We start from the raw sequence: 23,583 nt of genomic DNA on the forward strand, positions 1-23,583 counted from the left end.
TATTTTCGAATCTTTTTACCTACAAAAAATTCTAAAATTTGCTAATTTGATTCGAAAACCATCATTTCTCAGGCATTTGTTTAAACTGGTGGTCTACAAATAGATGTAGTTTGAGTTCGTATTGGTACTTTTGTAATAGATCTTATATTCCATTCACCATCATCATTTGTAAAATTAAATTTAACTAACGTATAAGGTGGCGGTTGCTGAGGCTTATAGGCTACTAATTGGATCGTAGCTCCAAACACATATGTCCCATTATATTTCTTTTTTAAGTTTGTAATTGCTGCACAATTATACTTCTCCCCTGGCCCGAACATTTTAAATAATTCACTATTTATTCTTGGAAATAAAATTGATAATACTGCATCTTCTAGAACTTCATTTTGTACGGTTAATGCATAAGTAGGTTTTGAAATAATCAACATACTCAAAACCATTAGGATGATTAATCCTTTTTTCATTTCGTTCCCTCCTTTTACATATTGATTAATTTCCTTCTTACTATTCTTTACAATTTCTAGTAGGATATGTTATTTGGAGTTTCTTATAAGAATGAACGGCTCTTTTTTTTAAAAGAAAAAAACTGATTAATGGATAGCAGTTTCGCTAATCATTAATCAGTTTCAGAAATTAACTATTTGTTTTAGGTGATTCTTCTTGGTTTTCTTGAGTTAACTCATTTTCTATATTTGCTTCGTTGTCATTTAACTCAATTTCATCATTTTCACTAGTTTGATGATCAAATGATTCTTCTTCATGCTCATCATTTAATTGAAGATCCACAGTCTCGATTAATTCTGTGTTTTCTCCTTCTATTTGAATTTCTTCCTCTTCAGTTTCAATCGCAACAATCATTTGCTCATTCTTTATATCTTCTTGGACAAAAGTGTTTTGACTATTGTTTAATTCATTTTCAGACACTAATTCTACATGTACATCTTTTCGTGAATCATCAATAATAAACTGATTAATTACTTGATCCAGTTGACCAGATAATTGAGTTAGAATTCCAGCACTTGAAGCAACATCATCCATTGTAGCACTTTGTTCTTCTACAGAAGCTGCAGTTTGTTGAACACCTGCTACACTTTCTTCTGTTACTGCTGCTACTTGCTCGATGAACTTCATTAATTCCATACTACCATCTTGCATTGTAAATAATGTAGATGCAATTTCCTGAATCTCAAGGTTCATGCTCTCAACTCTTGTATTGATACCATTAAATGTTTCACCAGTAGCTTCGATTGATTGAGTACCTTTTTCTACTTCCTTATAACCAGCATTAAGTGATGTTGCCATAGTACTTGCTTCAGTTTGGATTGTTTGAACGATTGAAGTAATATCTTGTACTGAAAGTTTAACGCCTTCTGCTAATCTACGAACTTCATCTGCAACAACTGCAAATCCTCTTCCTGCTTCACCTGCACGAGCAGCTTCAATCGAAGCATTAAGTGCTAACAGATTCGTTTGGTCTGCAATGTCACGAATTACTTTGATTACTTTTGAAATCGATTTTGCATGGGAAACAAGTTGTTCCACATTTTCAACTGAACCTTTTACAACATCATGAATAATTGTCATTTGCTCTAATGATTCATTCATTTGTTTATAACCTAGATTTGTACGATCTTGAACCTCATTTGAAACGCCCTTAAGCATTTCTCCGGCTTGTCCTGCAACTGCCATCTTATCATTGAAGTCGCTCATCATTTCAGCCATTTGATTTGAAGAGTCAGCTTGAATGCCTGAGCCTGCTGCTAATTCTTGCATTGTAGCTGCAATTTGTTGAGACGCTTTTTGAACATCTGATGCGGATTGAGTTAACTCATTACTACGTCCATTCATTTCTGTAGAAACGCTGTTCATTTGTCTCACAATACGTAATAGATTTTCTTTTACTTTATTTGTAGAGTTAGAAAGTACTGCAATTTCATCTTTACCATCATAGACTTCATTTTCTACACTTAAATTACCTTTTGATATTTCATTAAGAGAATGTAAAACCTTATTCATCTTTCCATTGATTAAGCGATTCGTAATATATAGTGCAAGGCTAGAAATTAACGCACTAATTAAAACTGCTAAAATTAAAACAGTTTTTACAGTACCAATTGCGCCTTCGACTTTATTATCTACTTTACTATTTTTCTCACCTAAAATTTTGATGATTTTACTAGAAATACCATCGATATATTTTTGAGTACCGTATGCTTGTTGTACTAATAATTTAACGTAAGAATCATTTCTTTCTGAAATTGCTGGTACGATCTTTTTCTCCAAGATATCATTCATTAAATTATTATAGTCCATTACATCGCCAAGTGATTTTTTTATCTCTTTATTATCCATTGTTTTGTTAGCAGTATCGATGGATTTTAAAAATGATTTATCAATTGATCTGTAACTATCTAAAGAAGCTTGATCTTGAAATGTTGCATAGGCAGATAATGCTACATATTTTTTGTAAAAAGTAGATGATAGTTTTTCAGCCATAAGTGCTTGTTGGTTTATTTGATTAGCATTTTTATATTCATTATGTATAGAGTTTAATAAACCAAAAGTTAGTGCTGATGAAACAACAAATATTGAAATTGTACCAATTGTTACTATTCCATATTTGCCACTAATTCGAATATTTTTCAAGCGAATCATACCATAAAACCCCTTTATTTATATATTTAATATTCAAAAAATTTTGTGTAAAATTTTTATTGATAATTGTTTAAGAAAACATTGAAATCTCTATTTCTCAATTATTTTATACCCTTGTGATTGGAGGTAATTTGTAATCCCTTCATGGATAGCACTGGCAATAATCGTAATTTGTTGACTTGAGGATAAATAAAATTGATCCTTTTTTGAATCAATAAAGCCTAACTCTGTTAATACAGCTGGCATTGTATTATCTCTTATTACTTGAAAATTACCATGTTGAATACCTCGATCTGCTAGGTGCCAAGCATTAACCATTTCTGATTGAATCGATGTGGCTAATAATCGGCTTTGAGAGATATAAGGGTTTTTCCCTTTTGAACCATAATAATAAGTTTCCGATCCACCACCATTTTCACCACTACCTGAATTCACATGAATACTGACAAATAATAACGCATCATTTGATTGGGCTATCTTAACCCGTTCTCCAAGGTCCAAAAATACATCTGATTCCCTTGTAAGTACAACCTGTACATTTGAATGATTAAATGATTGCTTTACATCTAATGCTGTTTCCAATGTAATATCTTTTTCATTTAACTGGTTAAAATGTGTACCTGAATCTTTTCCTCCATGCCCCGCATCAATCGCTATCACGATATTCTTTACATTTACTTCTGAAGATTCAGTAATAAAATCATTACTTACAAATCCAACAATGTTTTTCGTTTTAATTTTAGTCCATTTACTAAATTTTGCCGTTACCTCTAGCGTTTCACCTTTGTAAACAGTGCCAATTTTCCTAGAAGTAATAGATTGTTCTTCTCTTACATTTAATTTATCGGCTAATACATAGACTTTTTTTACTAAATTTTCTGCATCATTCTTATTCGGACCATTATTCGGAACTAAAATAGTTGATTTTATATATTTGCTCGATATAAATGCTCTTTTATGATCAATCTCTATTTGAGTCCATTCAGGATTAAATTGACTACCAATTATTTTATCTTTCATATTTACAGTTTTTACGATTGGAAACATTTTTGATGGTCCAAGGCGTAAATTTACTTTATTTGCATTCACAACGTAAGTTACTTTTTCAAGTTCAGGCATCGATTTACTAATATCCATTGATAAATAGCCTATCTTACCTTTATATAAACCGATGTGAGTATTTCCAAATTTTCCGATAATTTGAAATGGCATTTTCTTTGGGATTTCTATGATGTGTTTATACTTTGAGGAAGGTCCTTCATTAATAAATAAAGTTTTGTCTGAGGTGATTTCTTGATTAGCTGTGTAATTTAACGATGATTGAAATTGATTAATAAATCTGCCAAAAAGTACAGCACCAACTCTTCTATTTAGTTGAGTATTTTTGCTAAAATAATTTGCTTCTTCATTCGAAATCAATTTCTTAATTTCATTTAATTGATTGATTTGAACTTCATCTAAAGTTCCATATCCTAAGAGTTTATATAATATCGAAAACATTTCTTTACAATTTATTTGCTTATTTAAACTATTTGTCTTTTCCCAGTACTCATAGAAAGTAAGTAGATTTAAATTTTTTATGTTTTGTTTTAATCTCTTATCTTCTGTTGGCTGATTCGAAATCAAATTTTTATTTTCATCATAAGACAAAAATTGTAACCAACTAAAAAACTCCTTTTTAGTTAACATTGCATCTAAATTTATATTTTTTGATATTAAATTCCCTTTTTTTAAATAACTTATTTGCTTCTTCTCGTCATCAATCGATTTCGATTGATGACTTGCTGCGTTGACAGAAAACGGATGTTGGAAAAGTAAATTACATAATACTAAAATAATCAGTACTTTTATTCCTTTCAATAATTTGTCTCCTTTTGTCAAATTCTGTATGATTCTATCATATAAGAAAGAATCATATTTTGGAAGTTTAATATAAGAATATTATTAAAATTAAATATATACTGCGAATTTAGTTTACATAATTAAATTATTATATATAAAATCAAAAAAGAAGAAGAGAAAATCACCCTTCTTCTTTAAACTAACAATAAACTATCCAATTAATTACCATTTACTTTCTCTGCTTGCCAGTAGTATTTACTTAGTATTTCTGAAAGTAGGTCAATTGTGCGATAAAGTTCTGGTAAAGTATTATCTACCCCACCTACTTCGATTAATAATGAATTAGGTGATAAGTCTTGGTTATAAACACCATTTCCTTGTTTATAATTTTTACTATAAATTCCTCGTGTAAGACCCGAATTTACTTTTTTAATTTCATTGTTTATTGCCTTTGCAAATTCCAGATTCTTTTTATAATTTTTATTTTCAACTCCAACAACGAAATAAAGTTTTGCATATTTTTTGCCATCTATATCGATCGTTGTTACTTTTCTTCTTTGGTCGTCTCTGTGAATATCTATTAAATAATTCAAATTTTTGTCTTGAGCAAGTGCTTCCTGGACAATAACCCTGGACATTTTATACGAGGATCCCCAATTCCAATTCCTCTTTACTAGCTCATTACCAATATTCGTCTTATTATCAACTGCACCAATGCCATCCGCTTCAAGATTTTTCTGTAATCTTTCACCAAGTAAACTAACATTTACTTTTGGAGAAGAGGCTTGATTCGGATTTTTTGCACCTGGTATTAATGGCAAGAAAGATTCCCAACTATGTGTATGATAAATATAAAATACATTTCGACCATTTGTTGTATGTTCTGGTGGTTTTGAAGGATTAATCGGTTCATTAGTTGGTTCTTTTACATCTGGATCTTGATTAATTTCATCTAATGTTAAACTGGACTCGATTGGTAAGTTTGTAAAATCTGTATCATCACCTGCGACTAAAATATTATTTTCAAATTTCGCCATGCTTGAAATTTCATGAACAAGTAAACTCTTTGGATCATATAGCCTAATATTTGTAATAAATGAAAATAAAATATTTCCGATAGGTTGTCCGTTTTTAAATGACTCGTCTCCCAATTTAAAATGTCCATTTTCATACTCAAAAGCCTTAATAAACCCTTCATAGCTCATTTTTTCAAACCATTGATGGATATAATATGATTTCGTATTTTTCATTGAAGTCACAAATAGACTAGCTACTAAAAATAATAAGACAATGCCAACAAAGACACTTGCCATAATTCGTTTCAAATTAAAAATTTTTATATAGATTGATTGTCTCACTAAATCACCTCTAATACATAGTTATGTACAAGCCCTATAAAATAGAAGAGAAATTTTTTCAAACAAAAAAAGGTGTCTTTTTTTAGGACACCTTTAAAGATAATGAACTTTTCTCAAGCAATTTGGATAATTCCTTGATTTATAAATTAATTACATATTTCTTTCGCAACCAGAGAAATTAGTTAACGGATTAGCATGACAACTACTTCTTGCTGCCTCTAATTGAGTGTTACAGAATGAAGAACTAGGTGAAACCATATTGCTGTTACGGTTTCTTCTGCATCCACCGCCTCTATTGCGAGTGTTCATGTTGTCGTTCATGTTGTCGTTCATGTCGTTGTTCATACTTTCACCGAACACTCTACCGTCATCCTCATGACAGCTATTACAAGATTTACGAACTGAAGTCCATTCTCTTGTATCTCTTACTTCTCTTCTGTCTTCTCTTCTCTCTTCGCGTCTGCGATTACATCCACAAAATCCCCACATATAAAAACACCTCTATAATTATTTTATTGTACATACTTAAGATACGTAAAAGTGTCCGAGAGTGAATGTGTACATACCTAGATATATACAAGTTTTTATTAAACTACCTATAAAAATTTTATTACGGTAAATGAAATTCCATAAAATTCAATCGAATTGAAATAAAAAAGAACAAAAAAACAGGCTTATTAGCCTGTTTTATTTATTGCGATAGACATATTGATTACTTGGTGGATCAATTTCTTTTGTTTGCGTTATTTCGATATATGGAATGTTCACTTTAAATGGTTGATAGTACATTTCTTTAATCGTACCCGTCGCCTCAATCCATTGATCATTTTTAAATGATTGATTTTCTGGTAAATTAACTAATAATCCATACACGCCTGAATCTGCTACACAGTGTATGATTCCAAAACGGAATAAGAATGTTTGATTATTTTTTAATCCTTTTTCATGATAGATAAAACCTTTAAACGTTAATTGCTTTCCAAGATACTTTCCAGGTTCGTCATATAATACTTCCATACCCTTTAAAAAATCTTCATCATTTAACTTAATACTTTTCTTATTTATATATTCTTTTGATTCTTGTGCAATTAATTTTTGATATCCTTCTTGACCATAGTAAATACTTAAATCAGGTTTTAAATATTGTCTTTCCATAAACGGATCATGGTTATTTGGTTCAGAAACCGGAAAATGGAAACCTTTTGCCTCAACAATAGTTGAATCCAAACTTGCTATCGGTAAGAATATACCTGTAAATAATGGGAATATAAAAATTATCCCATTAAGTAATTTTTTAAACCCTTTTGCTTCTTTATGCACATGTCCATGATCGCAAGTATGATTACAGTCGTGGTCATGATCGTGGTCATGATCGTGATCTTCATTACTACTTGTTCTTAATGTGTGAATTACTTGAATAAGTGTCAAGAATGCAAAAAGAATACCTGCTGTTAACGATAAATAAGAGTATTTCATATTAATATATTTTGAGATACTCCCCGTTATATGCATTTGCATTAAAAAGAAAGTAAAACCTAATAATACATATGCTCTAGCCATACTGATTCTCCCTTAAATTAACATTGTTGTTCCAAAAGTTAAGATAGCAACTAATCCAATAATAATTAGTACATATCGACTTTTAAAGTGTTGAAACAACATTAATGTATTTTTTATATCGACCATTGGTCCAAAAACCATAAAAGCAACAATCGAATTTACAGAAAACGTACTTTGGAATGAAGATGCAACAAATGCATCAGCTTCTGAGCAAAGTGATAAAATAAAGGCTAATGTCATCATGACAAGAATACTTGCTACCTGACCATTACCAATATGCATTAATGTAGAGGTGCTAATAAAGGTTTGTACAAATGATGCGATTAAAGCACCCAAAATTAAAAATTTCCCCATTGAAAAGAACTCTTCAATCGCATGAACACATACATTCCAAAGTTTTCGTTTCACTGGAAGTGATAGATTTACTGGAATTGATTCAATCTCGTGTTTTAATGGGTTTGATATATTAAGATACGATAATATGATTCCGACAATATATGCAACTATCATTGCAGCTCCAGCACGATAGATAACCATTTCAATATTATTTCCAAAAGCAATAAATGTAGCAAATAATACAATCGGATTAATGATTGGTCCTGTTAACATAAAAGCAACTGCTACATAATGAGGAACGCCCTTTTTAATTAGCCTGCTTACGATTGGTACGATGCCACATTCACACCCCGGAAAAATAAATCCTAAACAAATCGCGACCAGAACTGCTAAGTACCGATTTTTAGGGATTAATTTAGATAACATTTCTTCTGTAATAAATATTTGAATAATCCCTGAAATGAATACGCCAATTAAAATAAACGGTAATGCTTCGACTACAATCGAAATAAAGATCGTATTCATTTGCAAGAATGAATGATATAAGCTCGTAGTCATTTTCTCACTCCCATGTAGCTAAAAATTAAACTCACAAAACCTTCCAATAAACGGTCGGCTTTGTGAGTTAAAAATACCTTTTTTTCCAAAATATAAATGCAATTGTTGATGATAATATAGCTGAAATGCCAATGACAATTGTAAAAGCATGTGGAATCGACCTAAGCGGAATTCCAACATTCATTCCAAAAAAACTAGATACCATTGTAGGTATTGATAAAATAATGGTAATTGAAGTTAAAAACTTCATTACAATATTTAAATTATTTGAAATAACTGATGCAAATGTATTCATCATTCCACTTAAGATATTACTATAAACTTCGGCCATCTCAATCGCCTGTTTATTTTCAATGATTACATCTTCTAATAAGTCTTCATCATCTTCATACATTTTTAAAATATTACCCTTAAGAATCTTTTGCATAACAATCTTATTTGATTTAAGCGAAGTTGTAAAGTATACAAGACTCTTTTCAAGGTTCAACATCGTAAATAATTCTTGGTTTCTTGTTGATTGATGTAATTCTGCTTCGATTTCATTCGTTTTACGATTAATTTGTTTAAGATAACGTAAATAATAAGTCGATGTTGTATGCAATAACTGTAATGCAAAGCGTGTTTTCTTAAACGTAAAGAAACCTTTAACCTTCTGATAAATAAATCGCTCAAAAATAGGGTTCTCATTTAAACAAATTGTCACAAACGTATTAGAAGATATAATCATCCCAATTGGAATCGTATCAAAAATAGTATGCCCTGTATCATCATGAGCAATTATTGGTATATCAACAATGATTAGAGTGTGCTCCCCTTCAACCTCAATCCTGGAACGCTCTTCATCATCAAGGGGGTCTTTTATAAAGTCTAAATCTAAGTCTAGTTTTTGAACTAAAAATTGAATCTCTTGTTCACTTGGATTGATAGCATTGATCCAGCAGCCTTTTTCAATCGTATCGACTTGATTTAGTTTACCTTGTGCATCTGATACATAAAAATTTAACATCTAACTCACCTCTAATTCTAAAACAAAACTACACAATAATAGCATACGAAACATTTACCCTTGTTTCAACCTTTATTATAAAGAAAGACAAATTTCTAATAAAGCGATTATATGGTTAATACCGTTATTATTCATAACTTTTAGCAATAATGAAAAAGGTCACAAAAAGTGACCATTTTTTTTAATAACCACTTTTATAAAAATGGTTCATATCAATTAATTCGTCTACATATTGATAATGATTTAACTTACTTTCGAGTTGTTCTTTTGTATGCACTGAATAGTCTTCTGCATTCAACTGTTCCTGAACATTCATAAGCGTATTTGAAACATCAGACTTTAATGACATATAATCCATACTGAAAATCATCCTCTCATATAAAGTTAACATATTATATGTAAAATGAGGACAATCCACTCAAGCATTTATTTATTTTTTTTATTTGCTACTAATTTCTTGATTAAAAAATAAACAACAAATAATGCGACTGCAATAACAATTAACATGGGTGTATATGGAGCTAAAACTTCTTTTGCAGTTTCCCAATTTTTCCCCAGTTTCTCCCCTATCATTACAAAAAGAATAGACCAAGGTATGATTGCCAGTAATGTATAAAGTGTAAATTGACAAATCGGCATTTTAGCTAGTCCTGCTGGAATTGAAATTGCGTGCCTTACAACCGGAATAAATCGAGCCGTAAATATCACACCTACACCGTATTTTAAAAACCAATTTTCTGCTACATCCAGGTGATGTTTATTTATTAATATGTATTTACCATATTTTTCTATTATTGGTCGACCACCATAATATGCGATCCAATATACAAATAATTGGGCAAGTGTCCCACCAATTACTCCTGCAATAACTGCACCAACAAAATTAATATGTCCTTCAGCTACAAGGTATCCCGCATATGCTAAAACGATCTCACTAGGTATCACTTCAATCATTAAGCCTAAAGCAACCCCTAAATAGCCTAACGATGCGAAAAACTCTAATATTTGATGTATAATATTGGTCAAAAAATCTCTCCTCTCAAAAACAGCTCGTACTATCAGAATAATACATAGGAAGTTAAAATATGTCAAAATATACAATGTTTGTTACTAAAACTAGTTAACGGAATTAATCAAATAAAAAAAGGCTGTCCAAGTCAGTTACCTGACAGTTGGAGCAGCCTATTTTTGAAATTTAATTATTTAATTTCAACATGTTTGTAAGTGAAGTCAGCACCGAATGCGTGTTCCATTAAACCATGTACTTTTGGTTGCATAACGTGAGCAAGAGCACGTTGGTAAATTGGAAGAATTGCAGCATTGTCTTGTACTAAGATTTTTTCTGCTTGTAAGAACGCTTCAGTACGTTTTTCTGGATCTAATAGATATTCTCCACCAGCTTTAGCAATTAAATCATCATATTGTGCATTTGAGAAGCCCATTTGGTTGAATGGAGACTTCGAAGTCCACATATCAAAGTAAGTCATAGGATCTTTGTAGTCAGGACCCCATCCACCGAATGATACATCATAATCTTTTTTAGAGTTTAAATCTAATTGTTGAGCAAATGGTACTGATTTAATATCGATACTTAAACCTGGTAAGTTCTTAGTAAGTTCACCTTGTAAGTACTCAGAGATTTTTTTGTTAGTATCAGTGTCAGAACCTAATAATTCGATTTTCACATCTTTTTTACCGATTTCTTTTAATCCTTTTTCCCATAAAGTTTTAGCGTCTGCAGTATCATACTTAACTAGATCGCCACTTGCTTCACGGAAATCTTTGCCATCAGCAGTTGTTAAGAAGTTACTTGGAGCTAAACCAGTTAATGGTACTGAACCGTTGTTTAAAATTACGCTTGTAATTGCTTCACGGTCAAATGCTTCATTTAATGCTTTACGGATGTTTACATTTTTAAGAGCTGGGTTTTTCGATTCGTTTACACGTAAGAAGAACACAGTTGGCTCTTTTGTAGTTCCGAAGTTTGGATCATCTTTATACTTGTCTACAAATTCTGCAGTTAAACCAGCACGGTCAACTTTACCAGTTTCATAAAGGTTTACAGCAGTTTGTGGGTCTAATACGATTTTGAAGTTGATTTCTTTTAATTTTACGCTATCAGCATCATAGTAATCGTCGTTTTTAACTAGTTGGTAGCTAGTGTTATGTTTCCACTCTTTTAATTCGAATGGTCCATTGAATACTAATTTGTCAGCTTCTAAAGCGTAATCTTTACCTTGAGATTCAACGAATTTTTGATTTAAAGGTAAGAATGTTGGGAATGTTACTAAAGAATCAAAGTAAGGAATTGCTTTCGCTAATTTAACTTCTAAAGTTTTATCATCGATCGCTTTAACTCCTAATTGATCAACTGGTTTTTTACCTGTTGTAACATCTTCACCATTTAATAATACGTTCATCATGAAAGCATATTCGCTAGCATTTTTTGGATCTGCAGCGCGTTTCCAAGCATAAACGAAATCGCTAGCTGTTACAGCGTCACCATTTGACCATTTAGCATCACGTAAATGGAAAGTATAAGTTAAACCATCTTCTGATTTATCAGTAGTTTCAGCCATACCCGGAGTTACTGCATCGTTTTCACCAAGAGTATTTAAACCTTCCATGATATTAGCTAAAACGTTGAAAGATTCAGCATCAGTAGTAGTACTTGAATCTAATCCTGGAAGTTCAGCACCACCGATTAAATTTAATACCTGTGGTTTTGCTTTACCAGAGTCTTTGTTGTCATCTGTTTTGTTAGAGTTACACGCAGTTAGGAGCATGCTTACAGCGACAGATAGTGATAGAAAATACGAAACTTTCTTTTTCATTAGTTTGCCTCCCCAATTAGATATTACAATTAAACTTAAAAACTATTAAAATATTCGAACAATTTATTGTACGAATAGTTAATAATCTTTAACTACTCTTTATTTTACATAGTTTTTAGAAAATATCAACAAAATATCGACATTTTTTTCAAAAAAGTTAATATATTTACACAAATCTGTATCTTTTTACTTAAATCGATACGTTTTTTGGTAATTTTTTGAATATTTCTGCATATTTTTCATAAAAATTAAATGATTGACTTATCAATTTAGATTAATCGATTGAAAATAAAATGATACTTCTTTCCTAGTTTGATAAAAAACCACATTAATTATTCGAAAAAAGTTGGTTTCTTATCCTTTATTATAATCTAACTAGTTATTGGCGGATATCGGCTCCCTAGGATGCTCACATTTCGTTAGGTCGTTCGATTTGCTTCATCAGTGTTTTGCACATGCAGGATCTAAACTATCCCACAACAATAAGTAAGTGAAGTGTCTCGTAAATACGCTCCAGTCAAAATCTTTATTAACCACTTGCTACTTTATCAAAACCTAAAAAAAATATAATCAATCTGAAAAGAGACAAAAAAAAGAGAAGGGAATTCCCTTCTCTTTCCAAAAAATAGTAATTATTTTTTGTTAGTAGCCCATTTGTAAGAGAAGTCTCCGCCAAATTTATGAGCAATAATTCCTTGAACTGTATCTTTTTGTAAGAAAGCACGTCCGCGTTGGTAAATTGGGGAAATACCAGCTTCGTCCATGATAACTTTCTCAGCTTCTACCATGTTATCCCAACGTTTTTGTGGGTCTGCTTCTTTTTTAGCATCATTAACTAATTGATCATACTTAGGATTGTTGTATGCCATTTCATTGAATGGGCTGTTTGATAAGAACATATCAATAAATGTCATTGGATCTGGATAATCCGGTCCCCATCCTGAGAATGAGAAGTCATAATCTAATTTTTTCTCTAAATCAAGTTTGATTTCGAATGGTTGTGGTGCAACTTCCACTGTTAAACCAGGTAAGTTTTTAGAAAGTTCACCTGCGATATACTCAGCAGCTTTCTTTCTAGTTGTATCATCATAAGAAATCATTGTAAGTTTGAACTTGTCTTTACCTAATTCTTTTTTCGCTTCATCCCATAATTTTTTAGCTTCTTCAACGTTATATTTGTTGAAATCGCCATTATGATCACGGAAGTCTTTTCCATCTGGACCTTTTACCCATTCAGAAGGAACTAACCAATTTGCAGGTTTTGAACCGTCATTTAAGATAGCACTTGTGATTGCTTCTTTGTCATATGCTAAATCGAATGCTTTACGAGCTTTAGCATTTTTGAAGATTGGTAGTTTTTCATTGAAACGGAAGAATACTAAACGAGCATCTAATTGAGTTTGATAATCTGGATCATCTTTATATTTATCAACAAACTCAGAATCTAAAATAACTTTGTCGATATCGCCATTTTCATATAAGTTAACAGCAGCTGAAGTATCTTTAACTACATTGTACTTAATTTCTGATAACTTAACTGTATCTTTGTCCCAGTAGTTATCATTTTTAGTTAATGTAAAGCTTTCAGCATGTTTCCACTCACTTAAAGTAAATGGTCCATCATATAATACATTGTCTGCTTCAAGACCGTATTGATCACCTTGAGATTCAACGAACTTTTGATTCTCAGGTAAATATGTACCGAAAGTAGTTAATTGTAAGAAATAAGGTGTAGCTTGTTCTAATGTTACTTCTAAAGTTTTATCATCAATCGCTTTAACACCTAATTGATCCTTCTTCATTTTACCATTAAAGATTTGTTCAGCATTTTTCACATAATATAAAATAAATGAATATTCAGATGCTGTATTAGGATCAATTGCACGTTGCCAAGCATATACGAAATCGTTAGCAGTTACTGGTTCACCATTTGACCATTTTGCATCACGTAAATGGAAAGTATATTTAAGTCCGTCTGCACTTACTTCAGTCTCGTCTTTTTTCGCGATTCCGTCAACAACATCGTCACCTTGACCTAAACGAAGTAATCCTTCGTTTACGTTGTTTAATACTTCAAATGACATTGAATCAGTTGCTTTTGCAGAATCCATTGAAGGAATCTCAGTTGTAGTTGTAAGTCTTAAAGTTTGCTTCTTTTCTTTACCAGGTTTGCTTGATGTTGTTTCTGAGTCTTTGCCACACGCTGCTAATATAGTACTAAGTACTAATAGGCTTGAAACAGTTGTTGCTAATCTACGCTTCATAAGAGCACCTCCATATATTATGACCATTCTTTTTTTATTTTTCAGAATAATCACTTATTACTTTTTCAATATACTACATAATTTTCTGAAAAAAAAGCATTTTTTTAATATTTAAATAAATTTTTATTAAAATTCCGTAAAATACTAGTAAAATACTCTTATATTCCCTGCTTTTTCACATAGTTATATTTACACGTGATATTATTCACATATTTTCTAAGAAGCTTATCCAGCTTATTTTAGATCATTTCTAAAAGACTATTTTTTCTGTCTTTTCCAAGGTAAACTGTTAGATTATTTGAAAGTAAGGTGGTTAATTCCTATTGGATTTACAGGACAACTGAGTCCTCGAAGAACCGTTTGCAACACTAACACATAGATCCAATCATGCGGAATGCGAATACATTGGTGTAGCATAAATTTACATATTTAATAGCAATAGAATTTTAAAAACAGCCTTAAATTAAACTTGTGCTTAAATCATATTTGTCTAGAATATGAATACTATAATATTCATTTCCATTCTAACTAAATTTTGGGTTATAATATTATTTATGAATTTGCACATTATTTGTTTTTATTTCGAATTTAGGAAGTGAAGTTATGATTAGAAGAAGTATCCCAAACCTATTCACATTAGGGAATTTATATTGTGGGTTCCTTTCGATTGGATTTGCTGCAGATGGTCAAGTAAGAAATGCAGCCATTCTTATACTTATTGGAATGATGCTTGATAGTATGGATGGCCGTGTGGCTAGGGTTTTAGGGGTTCAGTCTCAATTAGGAAAAGAACTTGATTCATTAGCTGATATCGTTACATTTGGCGTAGCCCCTTCGTATTTAGTTTATTGCACTCAATTTTCGAATGAAGGGATTCTCGGTCTTGCAATCGCAGGGTTATTCCCACTATTTGGAGCATACCGATTAGCTCGTTTTAATGTCACACCAATCTCGACATCATTAAAGTATTTTACTGGAGTACCAATAACAGCTGCTGGTGGATTAGTTGCATTTTTAACTTTATTTGGCAATCGAATACCTCAGATCGTTATCATTACAGTTTTTGTAGCTTTAGCATTTTTGATGGTAAGTAAAATTAAAATACCTAGTTTCAAAGATATTCCGCTTCCAAAATATACGACGATTATTACTTTATTTTTGGGATACGCATTGTATCTAGTATGGAATGCTAAGAAGAATGAATGGCCATTTTTTCTATATATGGCAATACCCCTTTATATCTTCTTTATATTTTTCCAATTTTTTAAAAGCAAGAAAAAACAATCTGGTTTTGAGAATCAAAAACCACGTAGATTTCGTTTAAAACGCAAACCATAAACTTAATAAAAAGTATGTTTTTAGGGTCAGTAAGTGATTCTTCAAACATACTTTTTCTTTTTGCTTTTTTAATATTCTAATTCGTTCACATATTGCTTGCATATTGAAATTACCTGTTTTATAATAACAAAGTGTTAAATCGGATTTATTACGTTTTGATTAAATTTTTAATTATTTAAGTCTATCAAAAATGTGTGATGCAATTGTCTGCATTTCTTTTTTTACCACATAAAAAGTAATGATTACGATTTATATTTTAAATTTATTAGTTTAAATTTAAACCTTAGACAAAATAATAAGTAGATACGTACCTAGGGAGAGAAATAAATGAAATTTAAAAATTTAGCTATTACAACTTTGCTTTTATCAGGGACAATTTTATCAGGCTGTACTCAAAGTAATACGACAAATCAACATAAAAATAAAAACCAATTAACTATTTATACGACAATCTTTCCTTTAGAAGATTTTGCTCAAAAAATTGGTGGTAAATTTGTAAATGTAAAATCAATCTACCCTGCCGGTGTTGATTCACATGATTTTGAACCTACTTCTAAACAAATAGTAAATATTGCAAACTCGGATTTATTTATCTATAACGGAGCTGGTATGGAACCATTTGCAGATAAAATAAAAGAAACTTTAAAAGATAAACAAGTTGATATCCTTGAGGCTTCAAATAATATTGAACTAATAAAATCAACTGAGGAAGATGACCATGACCATCATGAATCAGAAGGAAATCATCATGATATGGATCCTCATGTTTGGTTAGACCCTACTTTAGCAAAAATTGAAGCAGAAAATATTAAAAATGAATTAATAAAGTTAATGCCTAAACAAAAGGATTACTTTGAAGCAAACTTTAATAAAATTGATCCTGAATTTGATAAGCTCGATAACGAATTAAGAAGTTTAATACTTCATTCCGAACGAAAAGATATTGTTGTATCACATGCAGCATTCGGATACTGGGAACAGCATTATGGACTTGAACAAATACCAATTACTGGACTATCTCCTTCTCAAGAGCCATCGCAAAAAGAGTTAAAGAAAGTAGTAGATTTTGTTAAAGAACACCATGTAAAGTATATTTTATTTGAAACATTCGCTACTCCGAAAGTGGCTTCAGTAGTTAAAGATGAAACACACGCGGAAATATTAAGATTAAATCATTTAGCTACAGTATCTGAAGATGACTTAAAAAATAATAGAGACTATTTTGATTTAATGAATGAAAATATTAAAACATTAGACAAAACATTAAATAATCGATAAAAAGGACCCAAATTTGAAGTGAACCCAAAAAGTTAGACAAATAGTTTTATGCAACTAAAGAGGATTGGACTCTGTATTGAACAGGGGACAATCCTTTTAGTTTTATCTTAATACGCTCATGATTGTAATAGTGAATATATTCATGCAATTTTTCTATAAACTGATCCATACTGCTAAATTCTTCATTATATAGTAATTCAGATTTTAATAAGCCAAAGAAGTTTTCGATAACTGCGTTATCTAAACAATTCCCTTTACGGGACATACTTTGTGTAATGTTATTTTGTTTTAGTATCTCTCGGTACTGTCTCATTTGATAATGCCAGCCTTGATCCGAATGAAGAATTGGCTTCTCTCCATCATTTAAGCAGCTCAAACCCCGTTTTAACATTTTGTAAACTAATTGAAAAACAGGACGCTTGTTAATGCTATAAGCTATAATTTCTCCGTTATAAAGGTCTAATATCGGAGATAGATATAGCTTTTCCCCGTACATTTGGAATTCTGTAATATCAGTTACCCACTTCTCATTTGGCTTTGAAGCAGTAAAATTTCTTTCAAGAATATTAGGTGCAACCTTTCCTACTTTTCCTTTATACGAACGGTATTTCTTTGAACGTACAGTAGCCTTCAATCCTATTTCATTCATCAATCGAAGTACTACTTTATGATTAATTTGAAATCCTCTTTTACGTAATTCTAAAGTAATGCGACGGTAACCATAACGTCGCTTATGTGAATGATATACCTCTTTAATCATTACTTTTGTTTTACTATATTTGTCTGGTTGTTTCATATTTTTAACCCAGTAGTAGTAAGTCGCACGAGGAATATCAGTTACTTCGAGTAAAACTGATAAACTAAAATTAGACCTTAATTCATTTATGATTTGTGCTTTGATTTGGCTTGTGATTTTTCTTTTTCTTGAATTAAGGCGTGTAACTTTTTTAGATAAGCATTCTCCGCACGTAAACGCTCATTCTCTGCTTGTATTGCTTCTTTAGATCCTGGTAAATGTGTTTTTTTATTTTCCTTTTTCATTGGTGGACGCCCCTTTTTCTTTGGAATAAGGGCATCATTTCCGTGTTCTTCAAGTTTTTTTCTCCAAGTTTCAATTGAACTAGGAGATGGAATTCTAAACTTTAGAGCTGTTTCTAGAACAGTGGCCCCTGTGTTACTCATATATTTTAATACGTCCATTTTAAACTCTATCGAATAGTTTGTATATGTAGAAGTTAAACCATCTACGCCATATTCATTATAGAAAGCTACCCAAGTTTGTACGATTCTTTTTCGTACACCAATAGATTTACCGATAGAATCATATGAACCATGACCATCAAGATATTTATGAATAGCTATTAATTTTTGATCTAGTGAAATTTTGGTCACAAAAAATGCACCTCCAATTGTTAGTTGTGTCTAACAATTGGGGTGCAGTTCATTATTAAATGGCTACTTTATCAACATTAATTAATAAGCTGGATATAATTCGTATTTACTTGATAAAGCGTTAACTCTATTACGAGATACTTCTAATACTTCTTCATTCTCGTGATTTTTTAACGTTTCAGCGATGATAGATGCAATTTCATCCATATCTTCTAAAGTAAAGCCGCGAGATGTTACTGCCGCTGTACCAATTCTGATTCCGCTAGTTACGAATGGGCTAGCTGGATCAAATGGAATCGTATTTTTATTACAAGTAATACCGACTTCGTCTAATACATGCTCAGCCACTTTACCTGTTAATTCTAATGAACGTACATCAATTAAGATTAAATGATTATCAGTTCCACCAGATACTAGATTTAAGCCTTGAGCTTTTAAGCTTTCAGCTAAACGTTGCGCATTATCAATAATTGATTGAGCATAGTTTTTAAAATCAGCTTGTAAAGCTTCTCCAAATGCTACTGCTTTAGCAGCAATTACATGCATAAGAGGTCCACCTTGAATTCCAGGGAAAATTGATTTATCAATAGCTTTAGCAAACTCTTCTTTACATAAAATCATTCCACCACGAGGTCCACGTAATGTTTTGTGAGTCGTTGTAGTTACAAAATCAGCAAATGGCACTGGATTTTGATGTAAACCAGTAGCTACTAAACCAGCGATATGCGCCATATCAACCATTAAATAAGCACCGACTTCATCCGCAATTTCACGGAATTTTTTGAAGTCAATCGCTCTTGGGTAAGCACTTGCACCAGCTACTATTAATTTTGGTTTATGTACTCGAGCTTTTTCTAATACATCATCATAGTTAATTACTTGAGTATCTTGGTCTACGCCATACTCAACGAAGTTATATTGAAGTCCACTAAAGTTTACTGGACTACCATGTGTCAAATGACCACCATGTGATAAATTCATACCTAATACTGTATCACCATGTTTTAAAATCGTGAAATAAACTGCCATATTAGCTTGGGCACCAGAATGTGGTTGTACATTTACGTGCTCAGCACCAAAAATTTCTTTTGCACGGTCTCTTGCAATATTTTCAGCAATATCTACATATTCACATCCACCATAGTAGCGTTTGCTTGGATAACCTTCAGCATACTTATTAGTTAATACTGAACCTTGAGCTTCCATAACTGCTTCACTTACAAAATTCTCAGATGCAATTAACTCGATTTTTGAACGTTGTCTACCTAGTTCTAACTGAATTGCTTCATACACTGATGGATCTTGCTTCTTTAAATTTTCCATGGCTACTTCCCCCTTTTAATAAAACACGAACATTATTAGTATAAATATATAATATCATTCGAAAAAAGACTGAATTCCATTTTATTTTAACATGATTATTAATAGAATGAAATGATTTATCTTAATTCTCCTTAATATTTAATTTATGAGAATTCGCTCCAACTCCCTTTTTAACGGATACCTTATACTTAAAGATTGATTTCCTCTTCTAGTGAATAGACTGCTCTTTCTCCTCCAATTAATTTCGGACGAGTTTTAGCTACTGAAATATGAGCATGTCCTACCTCTTTAATACTTGTTCTTAAAGGAACAGCTACGTGTTTTAAATGCATTCCAATCAATGTATCACCAATATCTATCCCTGCATCAGCTTTTATAAATTCTACAATTACAGCATTTTCTAGATGACGATATGCATAGGATGCTAGAGCCCCACCTGCTGTTCGAACAGGAGTAACAGTCACTTCATCTAGAGATAAATTTTTAGCTGTCATTTTTTGAACTACTAATGCCCTATTTAAATGTTCACAACATTGGAATGCTAGTTGTACACCGGTTTCATTTTGAAAATCTTTAAATGTATTAAATAGAATCTCAGCTACTTCCAATGTTCCTGAAGTTCCTATCTTTTTACCGATTACTTCACTCGTACTGCATCCGATGACTAACACATGTTCATTTGATAATGTTGCCTGATCCTGAAGTTCAGTCAAAAGCGTTGAAAGTTGGTGTCTTATTAAACTCAATTCTTCACTCATTCTATTCTTCCTTTCACGGAAACTTAAATAATTTATAGAAAAGTTATGTAATTATAAAAAAGCCGATAATCTTCACATTGATAGGTTTGGATTAGCGGCTATATTTGATATTAAAATTTGACTGTATTCGTAATCTTTTATTTAATTTTCGAATTCTTTAATTTTATTTACACGATTTTCATGTCGACCGCCTTCAAATTCAGTGGTCAACCATAATTGTGCAATGTCTCTAGCTAATCCAGGTCCAATTACGCGTTCACCCATCGCTAAAACATTGCTGTCATTATGCTGACGAGTTGCTCTTGCACTAAATGTATCATGGACTAATGCACAACGTATACCTTTTACTTTATTAGCAGCAATTGACATTCCAATTCCTGTTCCGCAAACTAAAATTCCACGATCCACTTCTCCATTTGCAACTTTTTGTGCAACTGGAAACGCATAATCAGGGTAATCTACAGATGAACCACATTCACAACCAAAATCTTCATATTGAATACCCATTTCATCCATTAGGTTCATAATTTCTTGACGAATGTTTACTCCGCCGTGATCAGATGCTATTGCTACTTTCATTCGTTTTACCCCCATACTTTTCTTGTCATTAGCTACATTTACGAGTATATTTCTTCCACTTCTATCTTACACTATTATGTTCAAACTTGGTCAATCTAATTATGATTTCAATTTCCGTTTAACTTCAATTCTCTTCAGATTTCCGAACGACTTTTTGGATTAATTCTTCAAGTTCATTAAGTGTATTTTCATATCGTTCTAATGAACCGCTGTACGGGTCTGATATATCCTTTTCATTTCCGTTCACGTATTCATGTAATGTATATATTTTATCTTTATATTGTGGAAATTGGGAAATCAACATCTGTTTATGACTAGAAGTCATTGATAATACATTTGTAGACCAATCTAGTAATTCTACAGATACCAGTTGTGAGGTGTGATTAATTTCAATTCCTCTTTTGCCAAGCGCCGTTATCGCATTGCGAGAGGCCCCTTCTCCTGACATCGCAAATACTCCCGCAGATTTCGCTTGATGAGTTTCTTTTCCATAATGTTTTAAAAGAGCCTCTGCCATTGGACTTCTACAAGTGTTACCTGTGCAAACAAATAATATATTTTTCATAAATTCCCTCTCTTTCATCTTAATTCATCAAGTTATTTCAAACTCTATTAAATTTTAATTTAGATTTTTCATTTGTTTATACTCTTTATATTATCAATAAATCATTTCTTCTATAAGATATCAAATCTAAATGATCATTCTTTTTAGAAAAGAATCAACTTTTAGATCAGATTCATTCAATTAATAGCAAAAAGGATGATGAATTCACTAAGCAAATTCACCATCCTTAATTTCAATTAAGAGAAAAATAATAATTTAATTCCAAAGACAAGTAAAAACGAACCACCAAGCAACTCGCCAAACTTTCCTAATTCTTGTTCGACTCTTCGTCCTAAAAGTAAACCTGCCCATGTTAGGAGTGTACTAATTATCCCAAATAGTAAAATGGTTAACCACGTTTTTGCTCCAAATGTCCCTAAACTTATCCCCACTGAAAAACTATCTACACTCACACTAAATGCAAAAAGGAGTAAACCAGCTCCAGTTGGTGAAAATTTATTTTCTTCCTTACCAAATAAGGTTGAATAAATCATATGAAATCCAATACCCATCAACAATATACCGCCAATAACTACGGCTATTCGACCAAAATTTTCGGATAGCTCGTATCCTATCGCCATTCCTGAAAGGGGCATAATTACATGAAATAACCCAATAACTAAACCTATATTAATAATTTGCTTAAATTTTAGTTGAATGACTCCCATTCCTAAGCCAACAGAGAATGCATCTAATCCTAGCGCAGATCCCATAATGGTTAATGTAATCATTTCATCGATTAATGAGCTATTCATGCTTCCCCTCCTAGGACTTGCTATTACAAAGATATGCACGTCCAATAATACATATGAGGGAAATCATTAATAATAAATTTTATTTATTCAGTAATAACAGAATGTCCACAAGCTTTCCACAACCTGTTCATAATCGCAATACCAATTCCTTCGTATGGAAACGTCTCACAATAAATTATATCCACATTCTGTTCATTAAATTGACGGATACAATCGTAAAGCGATGCTGCAACTGTTTCTAATTCATTACGTTTTCCACAGGCTAGAACAACTTCAGCATTGTATTGTGATTTATTTTCCTCAGTTGTTAACACTCCCACACGTCTTCCATCTAATTGATTTTTGTGTATAAGTTTGTTAATAAATCCAATGCTTCCTTGAACAAGGTGCATTTCTGCATTTGGAGCATAATGTTTATATTTCATACCAGGAGATTTCGGTGCTTTTGTTTCATTTATTGTTGCAGGATCAATTTCCACATTAGAAATGATTTTCCGAATCATTTCGGGTGTTATGCTTCCTGGCCTTAAGATTGTGAACACTTCTTGGGTACAATCTATTACAGTTGATTCCACACCAACGCCTGTACTACCCCCATCTACGATTCCAGCTATCCGTCCATTTAAATCTTCAAAAACATGCTTCGCTGATGTAGGACTTGGTTTCCCAGATGTATTTGCACTTGGCGCAGCTATTGGTAATTCACTTGCCTCAATAAGCGCTAGAGCGACAGGATGATCTGGCATTCTGACACCCACCGATGATAATCCTGCTGTTACAAATTTAGAAACATTCTCTTTACTTTTTAAAATAATCGTCAAAGGTCCAGGCCAAAATGCTTCCATTAACTTCTTCGCGTCAACAGGAATGTTTTCAACAAGTTCAACTAGTTGGTGTTCTTTTGCTATATGTACGATTAATGGATTATCACTTGGTCTTCCTTTTGCTTGAAAAATTCGCTGTACGGCTTCGTCAGAAAAAGCATTTGCTCCTAATCCATAAACTGTTTCAGTTGGAAAAGCAACAACTTGTCCTAATTGCAATTTTTTCGCTGCATCCACAATCTGTGGGTAAATTCCCTCTTTATTCACAGGATTATCCACATACCATAATTTTGTTTCCATGTGTAGCACCTCTCTTTAG

Annotated in this window: 21 protein-coding genes; 2 read left to right on the forward strand and 19 right to left on the reverse strand. The window is 32.0% G+C overall.

Annotation, left to right across the window (positions count from 1 at the left end; translation table 11 throughout):
- Positions 1-80: 80 nt before the first annotated feature.
- The 12 genes from B7R65_RS06635 to B7R65_RS06685 all read right to left on the reverse strand — a co-directional run bounded on the left by B7R65_RS06635 (position 81) and on the right by B7R65_RS06685 (position 14,413).
- Positions 81-464 carry a DUF3888 domain-containing protein gene (locus tag B7R65_RS06635; RefSeq protein WP_088041989.1) on the reverse strand — a complete coding sequence of 128 codons (384 nt, stop codon included), beginning with the start codon at positions 462-464 and terminating at the stop codon, positions 81-83.
- 169 nt (positions 465-633) lie between these two features.
- Complete coding sequence (locus B7R65_RS06640) at positions 634-2,655, reverse strand: methyl-accepting chemotaxis protein (RefSeq protein ID WP_088041990.1); 2,022 nt, start codon at positions 2,653-2,655, stop codon at positions 634-636.
- Between the two features lie 90 nt (positions 2,656-2,745).
- Positions 2,746-4,515 (reverse strand): N-acetylmuramoyl-L-alanine amidase, encoded by a 1,770-nt coding sequence (locus B7R65_RS06645; RefSeq protein WP_088041991.1) that lies wholly within the window; start codon positions 4,513-4,515, stop codon positions 2,746-2,748.
- Between the two features lie 200 nt (positions 4,516-4,715).
- Positions 4,716-5,822: a stage II sporulation protein P gene (spoIIP, locus tag B7R65_RS06650; protein ID WP_256941194.1), complete on the reverse strand. Its 1,107-nt coding sequence runs from the start codon at positions 5,820-5,822 to the stop codon at positions 4,716-4,718.
- 183 nt (positions 5,823-6,005) lie between these two features.
- Positions 6,006-6,344, reverse strand: coding sequence for a hypothetical protein (locus B7R65_RS06655; protein ID WP_088041992.1), 339 nt, complete (start codon positions 6,342-6,344; stop codon positions 6,006-6,008).
- Between the two features lie 198 nt (positions 6,345-6,542).
- Positions 6,543-7,415 (reverse strand): TIGR03943 family putative permease subunit, encoded by an 873-nt coding sequence (locus B7R65_RS06660; RefSeq protein WP_088041993.1) that lies wholly within the window; start codon positions 7,413-7,415, stop codon positions 6,543-6,545.
- A gap of 12 nt (positions 7,416-7,427) precedes the next feature.
- Entirely contained in the window at positions 7,428-8,309 is an 882-nt protein-coding gene (locus tag B7R65_RS06665) for a permease (protein WP_088041994.1), read from the reverse strand.
- Between the two features lie 67 nt (positions 8,310-8,376).
- A complete protein-coding gene (locus tag B7R65_RS06670; RefSeq protein WP_088041995.1) occupies positions 8,377-9,315 on the reverse strand; it encodes a magnesium transporter CorA family protein in 939 nt (312 codons plus the stop codon).
- Between the two features lie 181 nt (positions 9,316-9,496).
- A complete protein-coding gene (locus tag B7R65_RS21260) occupies positions 9,497-9,673 on the reverse strand; it encodes a hypothetical protein (RefSeq protein WP_179194798.1) in 177 nt (58 codons plus the stop codon).
- A gap of 68 nt (positions 9,674-9,741) precedes the next feature.
- A complete protein-coding gene (gene uptA, locus B7R65_RS06675; RefSeq protein WP_256941196.1) occupies positions 9,742-10,341 on the reverse strand; it encodes an undecaprenyl phosphate transporter UptA in 600 nt (199 codons plus the stop codon).
- Between the two features lie 173 nt (positions 10,342-10,514).
- The gene (locus tag B7R65_RS06680; protein WP_088041996.1) at positions 10,515-12,149 is read right to left on the reverse strand and encodes a peptide ABC transporter substrate-binding protein; all 1,635 of its coding nucleotides are present in this window, start codon (positions 12,147-12,149) and stop codon (positions 10,515-10,517) included.
- Positions 12,150-12,781: 632 nt separating this feature from the next.
- On the reverse strand, positions 12,782-14,413 hold the full coding sequence (locus B7R65_RS06685) for a peptide ABC transporter substrate-binding protein (RefSeq protein ID WP_088041997.1): 1,632 nt from the start codon (positions 14,411-14,413) through the stop codon (positions 12,782-12,784).
- A 603-nt stretch (positions 14,414-15,016) separates the two neighbouring features.
- Between B7R65_RS06685 and pssA the strand changes: the two genes are divergently transcribed.
- Both pssA and B7R65_RS06695 read left to right on the forward strand, forming a co-directional pair.
- Entirely contained in the window at positions 15,017-15,751 is a 735-nt protein-coding gene (gene pssA, locus B7R65_RS06690; protein WP_088041998.1) for a CDP-diacylglycerol--serine O-phosphatidyltransferase, read from the forward strand.
- Between the two features lie 327 nt (positions 15,752-16,078).
- Complete coding sequence (locus tag B7R65_RS06695) at positions 16,079-17,029, forward strand: metal ABC transporter substrate-binding protein (protein WP_088041999.1); 951 nt, start codon at positions 16,079-16,081, stop codon at positions 17,027-17,029.
- 46 nt (positions 17,030-17,075) lie between these two features.
- On the opposite strand, the gene B7R65_RS06700 is transcribed toward B7R65_RS06695, so the two are convergent.
- The 7 genes from B7R65_RS06700 to B7R65_RS06730 all read right to left on the reverse strand — a co-directional run bounded on the left by B7R65_RS06700 (position 17,076) and on the right by B7R65_RS06730 (position 23,564).
- Positions 17,076-18,421 (reverse strand): IS3 family transposase gene (locus tag B7R65_RS06700; RefSeq protein WP_088042000.1). Its coding sequence is split into 2 segments (ribosomal slippage): positions 17,076-17,965 and positions 17,965-18,421, totalling 1,347 coding nucleotides; the frame shifts between segments, so codons are not numbered across the junction.
- A gap of 81 nt (positions 18,422-18,502) precedes the next feature.
- Positions 18,503-19,744, reverse strand: a complete 1,242-nt coding sequence (locus B7R65_RS06705) for a serine hydroxymethyltransferase (protein ID WP_088042001.1) — start codon at positions 19,742-19,744, stop codon at positions 18,503-18,505.
- Between the two features lie 188 nt (positions 19,745-19,932).
- Positions 19,933-20,502, reverse strand: a complete 570-nt coding sequence (locus B7R65_RS06710; RefSeq protein ID WP_088042002.1) for a TIGR01440 family protein — start codon at positions 20,500-20,502, stop codon at positions 19,933-19,935.
- 141 nt (positions 20,503-20,643) lie between these two features.
- Positions 20,644-21,081 (reverse strand): ribose 5-phosphate isomerase B, encoded by a 438-nt coding sequence (gene rpiB / locus B7R65_RS06715; RefSeq protein ID WP_088042003.1) that lies wholly within the window; start codon positions 21,079-21,081, stop codon positions 20,644-20,646.
- 124 nt (positions 21,082-21,205) lie between these two features.
- Positions 21,206-21,646 (reverse strand): low molecular weight protein arginine phosphatase, encoded by a 441-nt coding sequence (locus B7R65_RS06720; protein ID WP_088042004.1) that lies wholly within the window; start codon positions 21,644-21,646, stop codon positions 21,206-21,208.
- A 236-nt stretch (positions 21,647-21,882) separates the two neighbouring features.
- Positions 21,883-22,440 (reverse strand): manganese efflux pump MntP, encoded by a 558-nt coding sequence (locus tag B7R65_RS06725; protein ID WP_088042005.1) that lies wholly within the window; start codon positions 22,438-22,440, stop codon positions 21,883-21,885.
- A gap of 83 nt (positions 22,441-22,523) precedes the next feature.
- Positions 22,524-23,564: an L-threonylcarbamoyladenylate synthase gene (locus B7R65_RS06730; protein ID WP_088042006.1), complete on the reverse strand. Its 1,041-nt coding sequence runs from the start codon at positions 23,562-23,564 to the stop codon at positions 22,524-22,526.
- Positions 23,565-23,583: the final 19 nt, after the last annotated feature.

This window comes from Bacillus sp. EAC (assembly GCF_002156875.1).
Taxonomy (GTDB): Bacteria; Bacillota; Bacilli; order Bacillales; family Bacillaceae_G; genus Gottfriedia.

What these genes read in the sequence shown, in the direction of transcription:
- B7R65_RS06635 (WP_088041989.1), bottom strand. Translation starts at nt 464, where the DNA reads ATGAAAAAAGGATTAATCATCCTAATGGTTTTGAGTATGTTGATTATT.
- B7R65_RS06640 (WP_088041990.1), bottom strand. Translation starts at nt 2,655, where the DNA reads ATGATTCGCTTGAAAAATATTCGAATTAGTGGCAAATATGGAATAGTA.
- B7R65_RS06655 (WP_088041992.1), bottom strand. Translation starts at nt 6,344, where the DNA reads ATGTGGGGATTTTGTGGATGTAATCGCAGACGCGAAGAGAGAAGAGAA.
- B7R65_RS06660 (WP_088041993.1), bottom strand. Translation starts at nt 7,415, where the DNA reads ATGGCTAGAGCATATGTATTATTAGGTTTTACTTTCTTTTTAATGCAA.
- B7R65_RS06665 (WP_088041994.1), bottom strand. Translation starts at nt 8,309, where the DNA reads ATGACTACGAGCTTATATCATTCATTCTTGCAAATGAATACGATCTTT.
- B7R65_RS06670 (WP_088041995.1), bottom strand. Translation starts at nt 9,315, where the DNA reads ATGTTAAATTTTTATGTATCAGATGCACAAGGTAAACTAAATCAAGTC.
- B7R65_RS21260 (WP_179194798.1), bottom strand. Translation starts at nt 9,673, where the DNA reads ATGGATTATATGTCATTAAAGTCTGATGTTTCAAATACGCTTATGAAT.
- B7R65_RS06680 (WP_088041996.1), bottom strand. Translation starts at nt 12,149, where the DNA reads ATGAAAAAGAAAGTTTCGTATTTTCTATCACTATCTGTCGCTGTAAGC.
- B7R65_RS06685 (WP_088041997.1), bottom strand. Translation starts at nt 14,413, where the DNA reads ATGAAGCGTAGATTAGCAACAACTGTTTCAAGCCTATTAGTACTTAGT.
- pssA (WP_088041998.1), top strand. Translation starts at nt 15,017, where the DNA reads ATGATTAGAAGAAGTATCCCAAACCTATTCACATTAGGGAATTTATAT.
- B7R65_RS06695 (WP_088041999.1), top strand. Translation starts at nt 16,079, where the DNA reads ATGAAATTTAAAAATTTAGCTATTACAACTTTGCTTTTATCAGGGACA.
- B7R65_RS06705 (WP_088042001.1), bottom strand. Translation starts at nt 19,744, where the DNA reads ATGGAAAATTTAAAGAAGCAAGATCCATCAGTGTATGAAGCAATTCAG.
- B7R65_RS06710 (WP_088042002.1), bottom strand. Translation starts at nt 20,502, where the DNA reads ATGAGTGAAGAATTGAGTTTAATAAGACACCAACTTTCAACGCTTTTG.
- rpiB (WP_088042003.1), bottom strand. Translation starts at nt 21,081, where the DNA reads ATGAAAGTAGCAATAGCATCTGATCACGGCGGAGTAAACATTCGTCAA.
- B7R65_RS06720 (WP_088042004.1), bottom strand. Translation starts at nt 21,646, where the DNA reads ATGAAAAATATATTATTTGTTTGCACAGGTAACACTTGTAGAAGTCCA.
- B7R65_RS06725 (WP_088042005.1), bottom strand. Translation starts at nt 22,440, where the DNA reads ATGAATAGCTCATTAATCGATGAAATGATTACATTAACCATTATGGGA.
- B7R65_RS06730 (WP_088042006.1), bottom strand. Translation starts at nt 23,564, where the DNA reads ATGGAAACAAAATTATGGTATGTGGATAATCCTGTGAATAAAGAGGGA.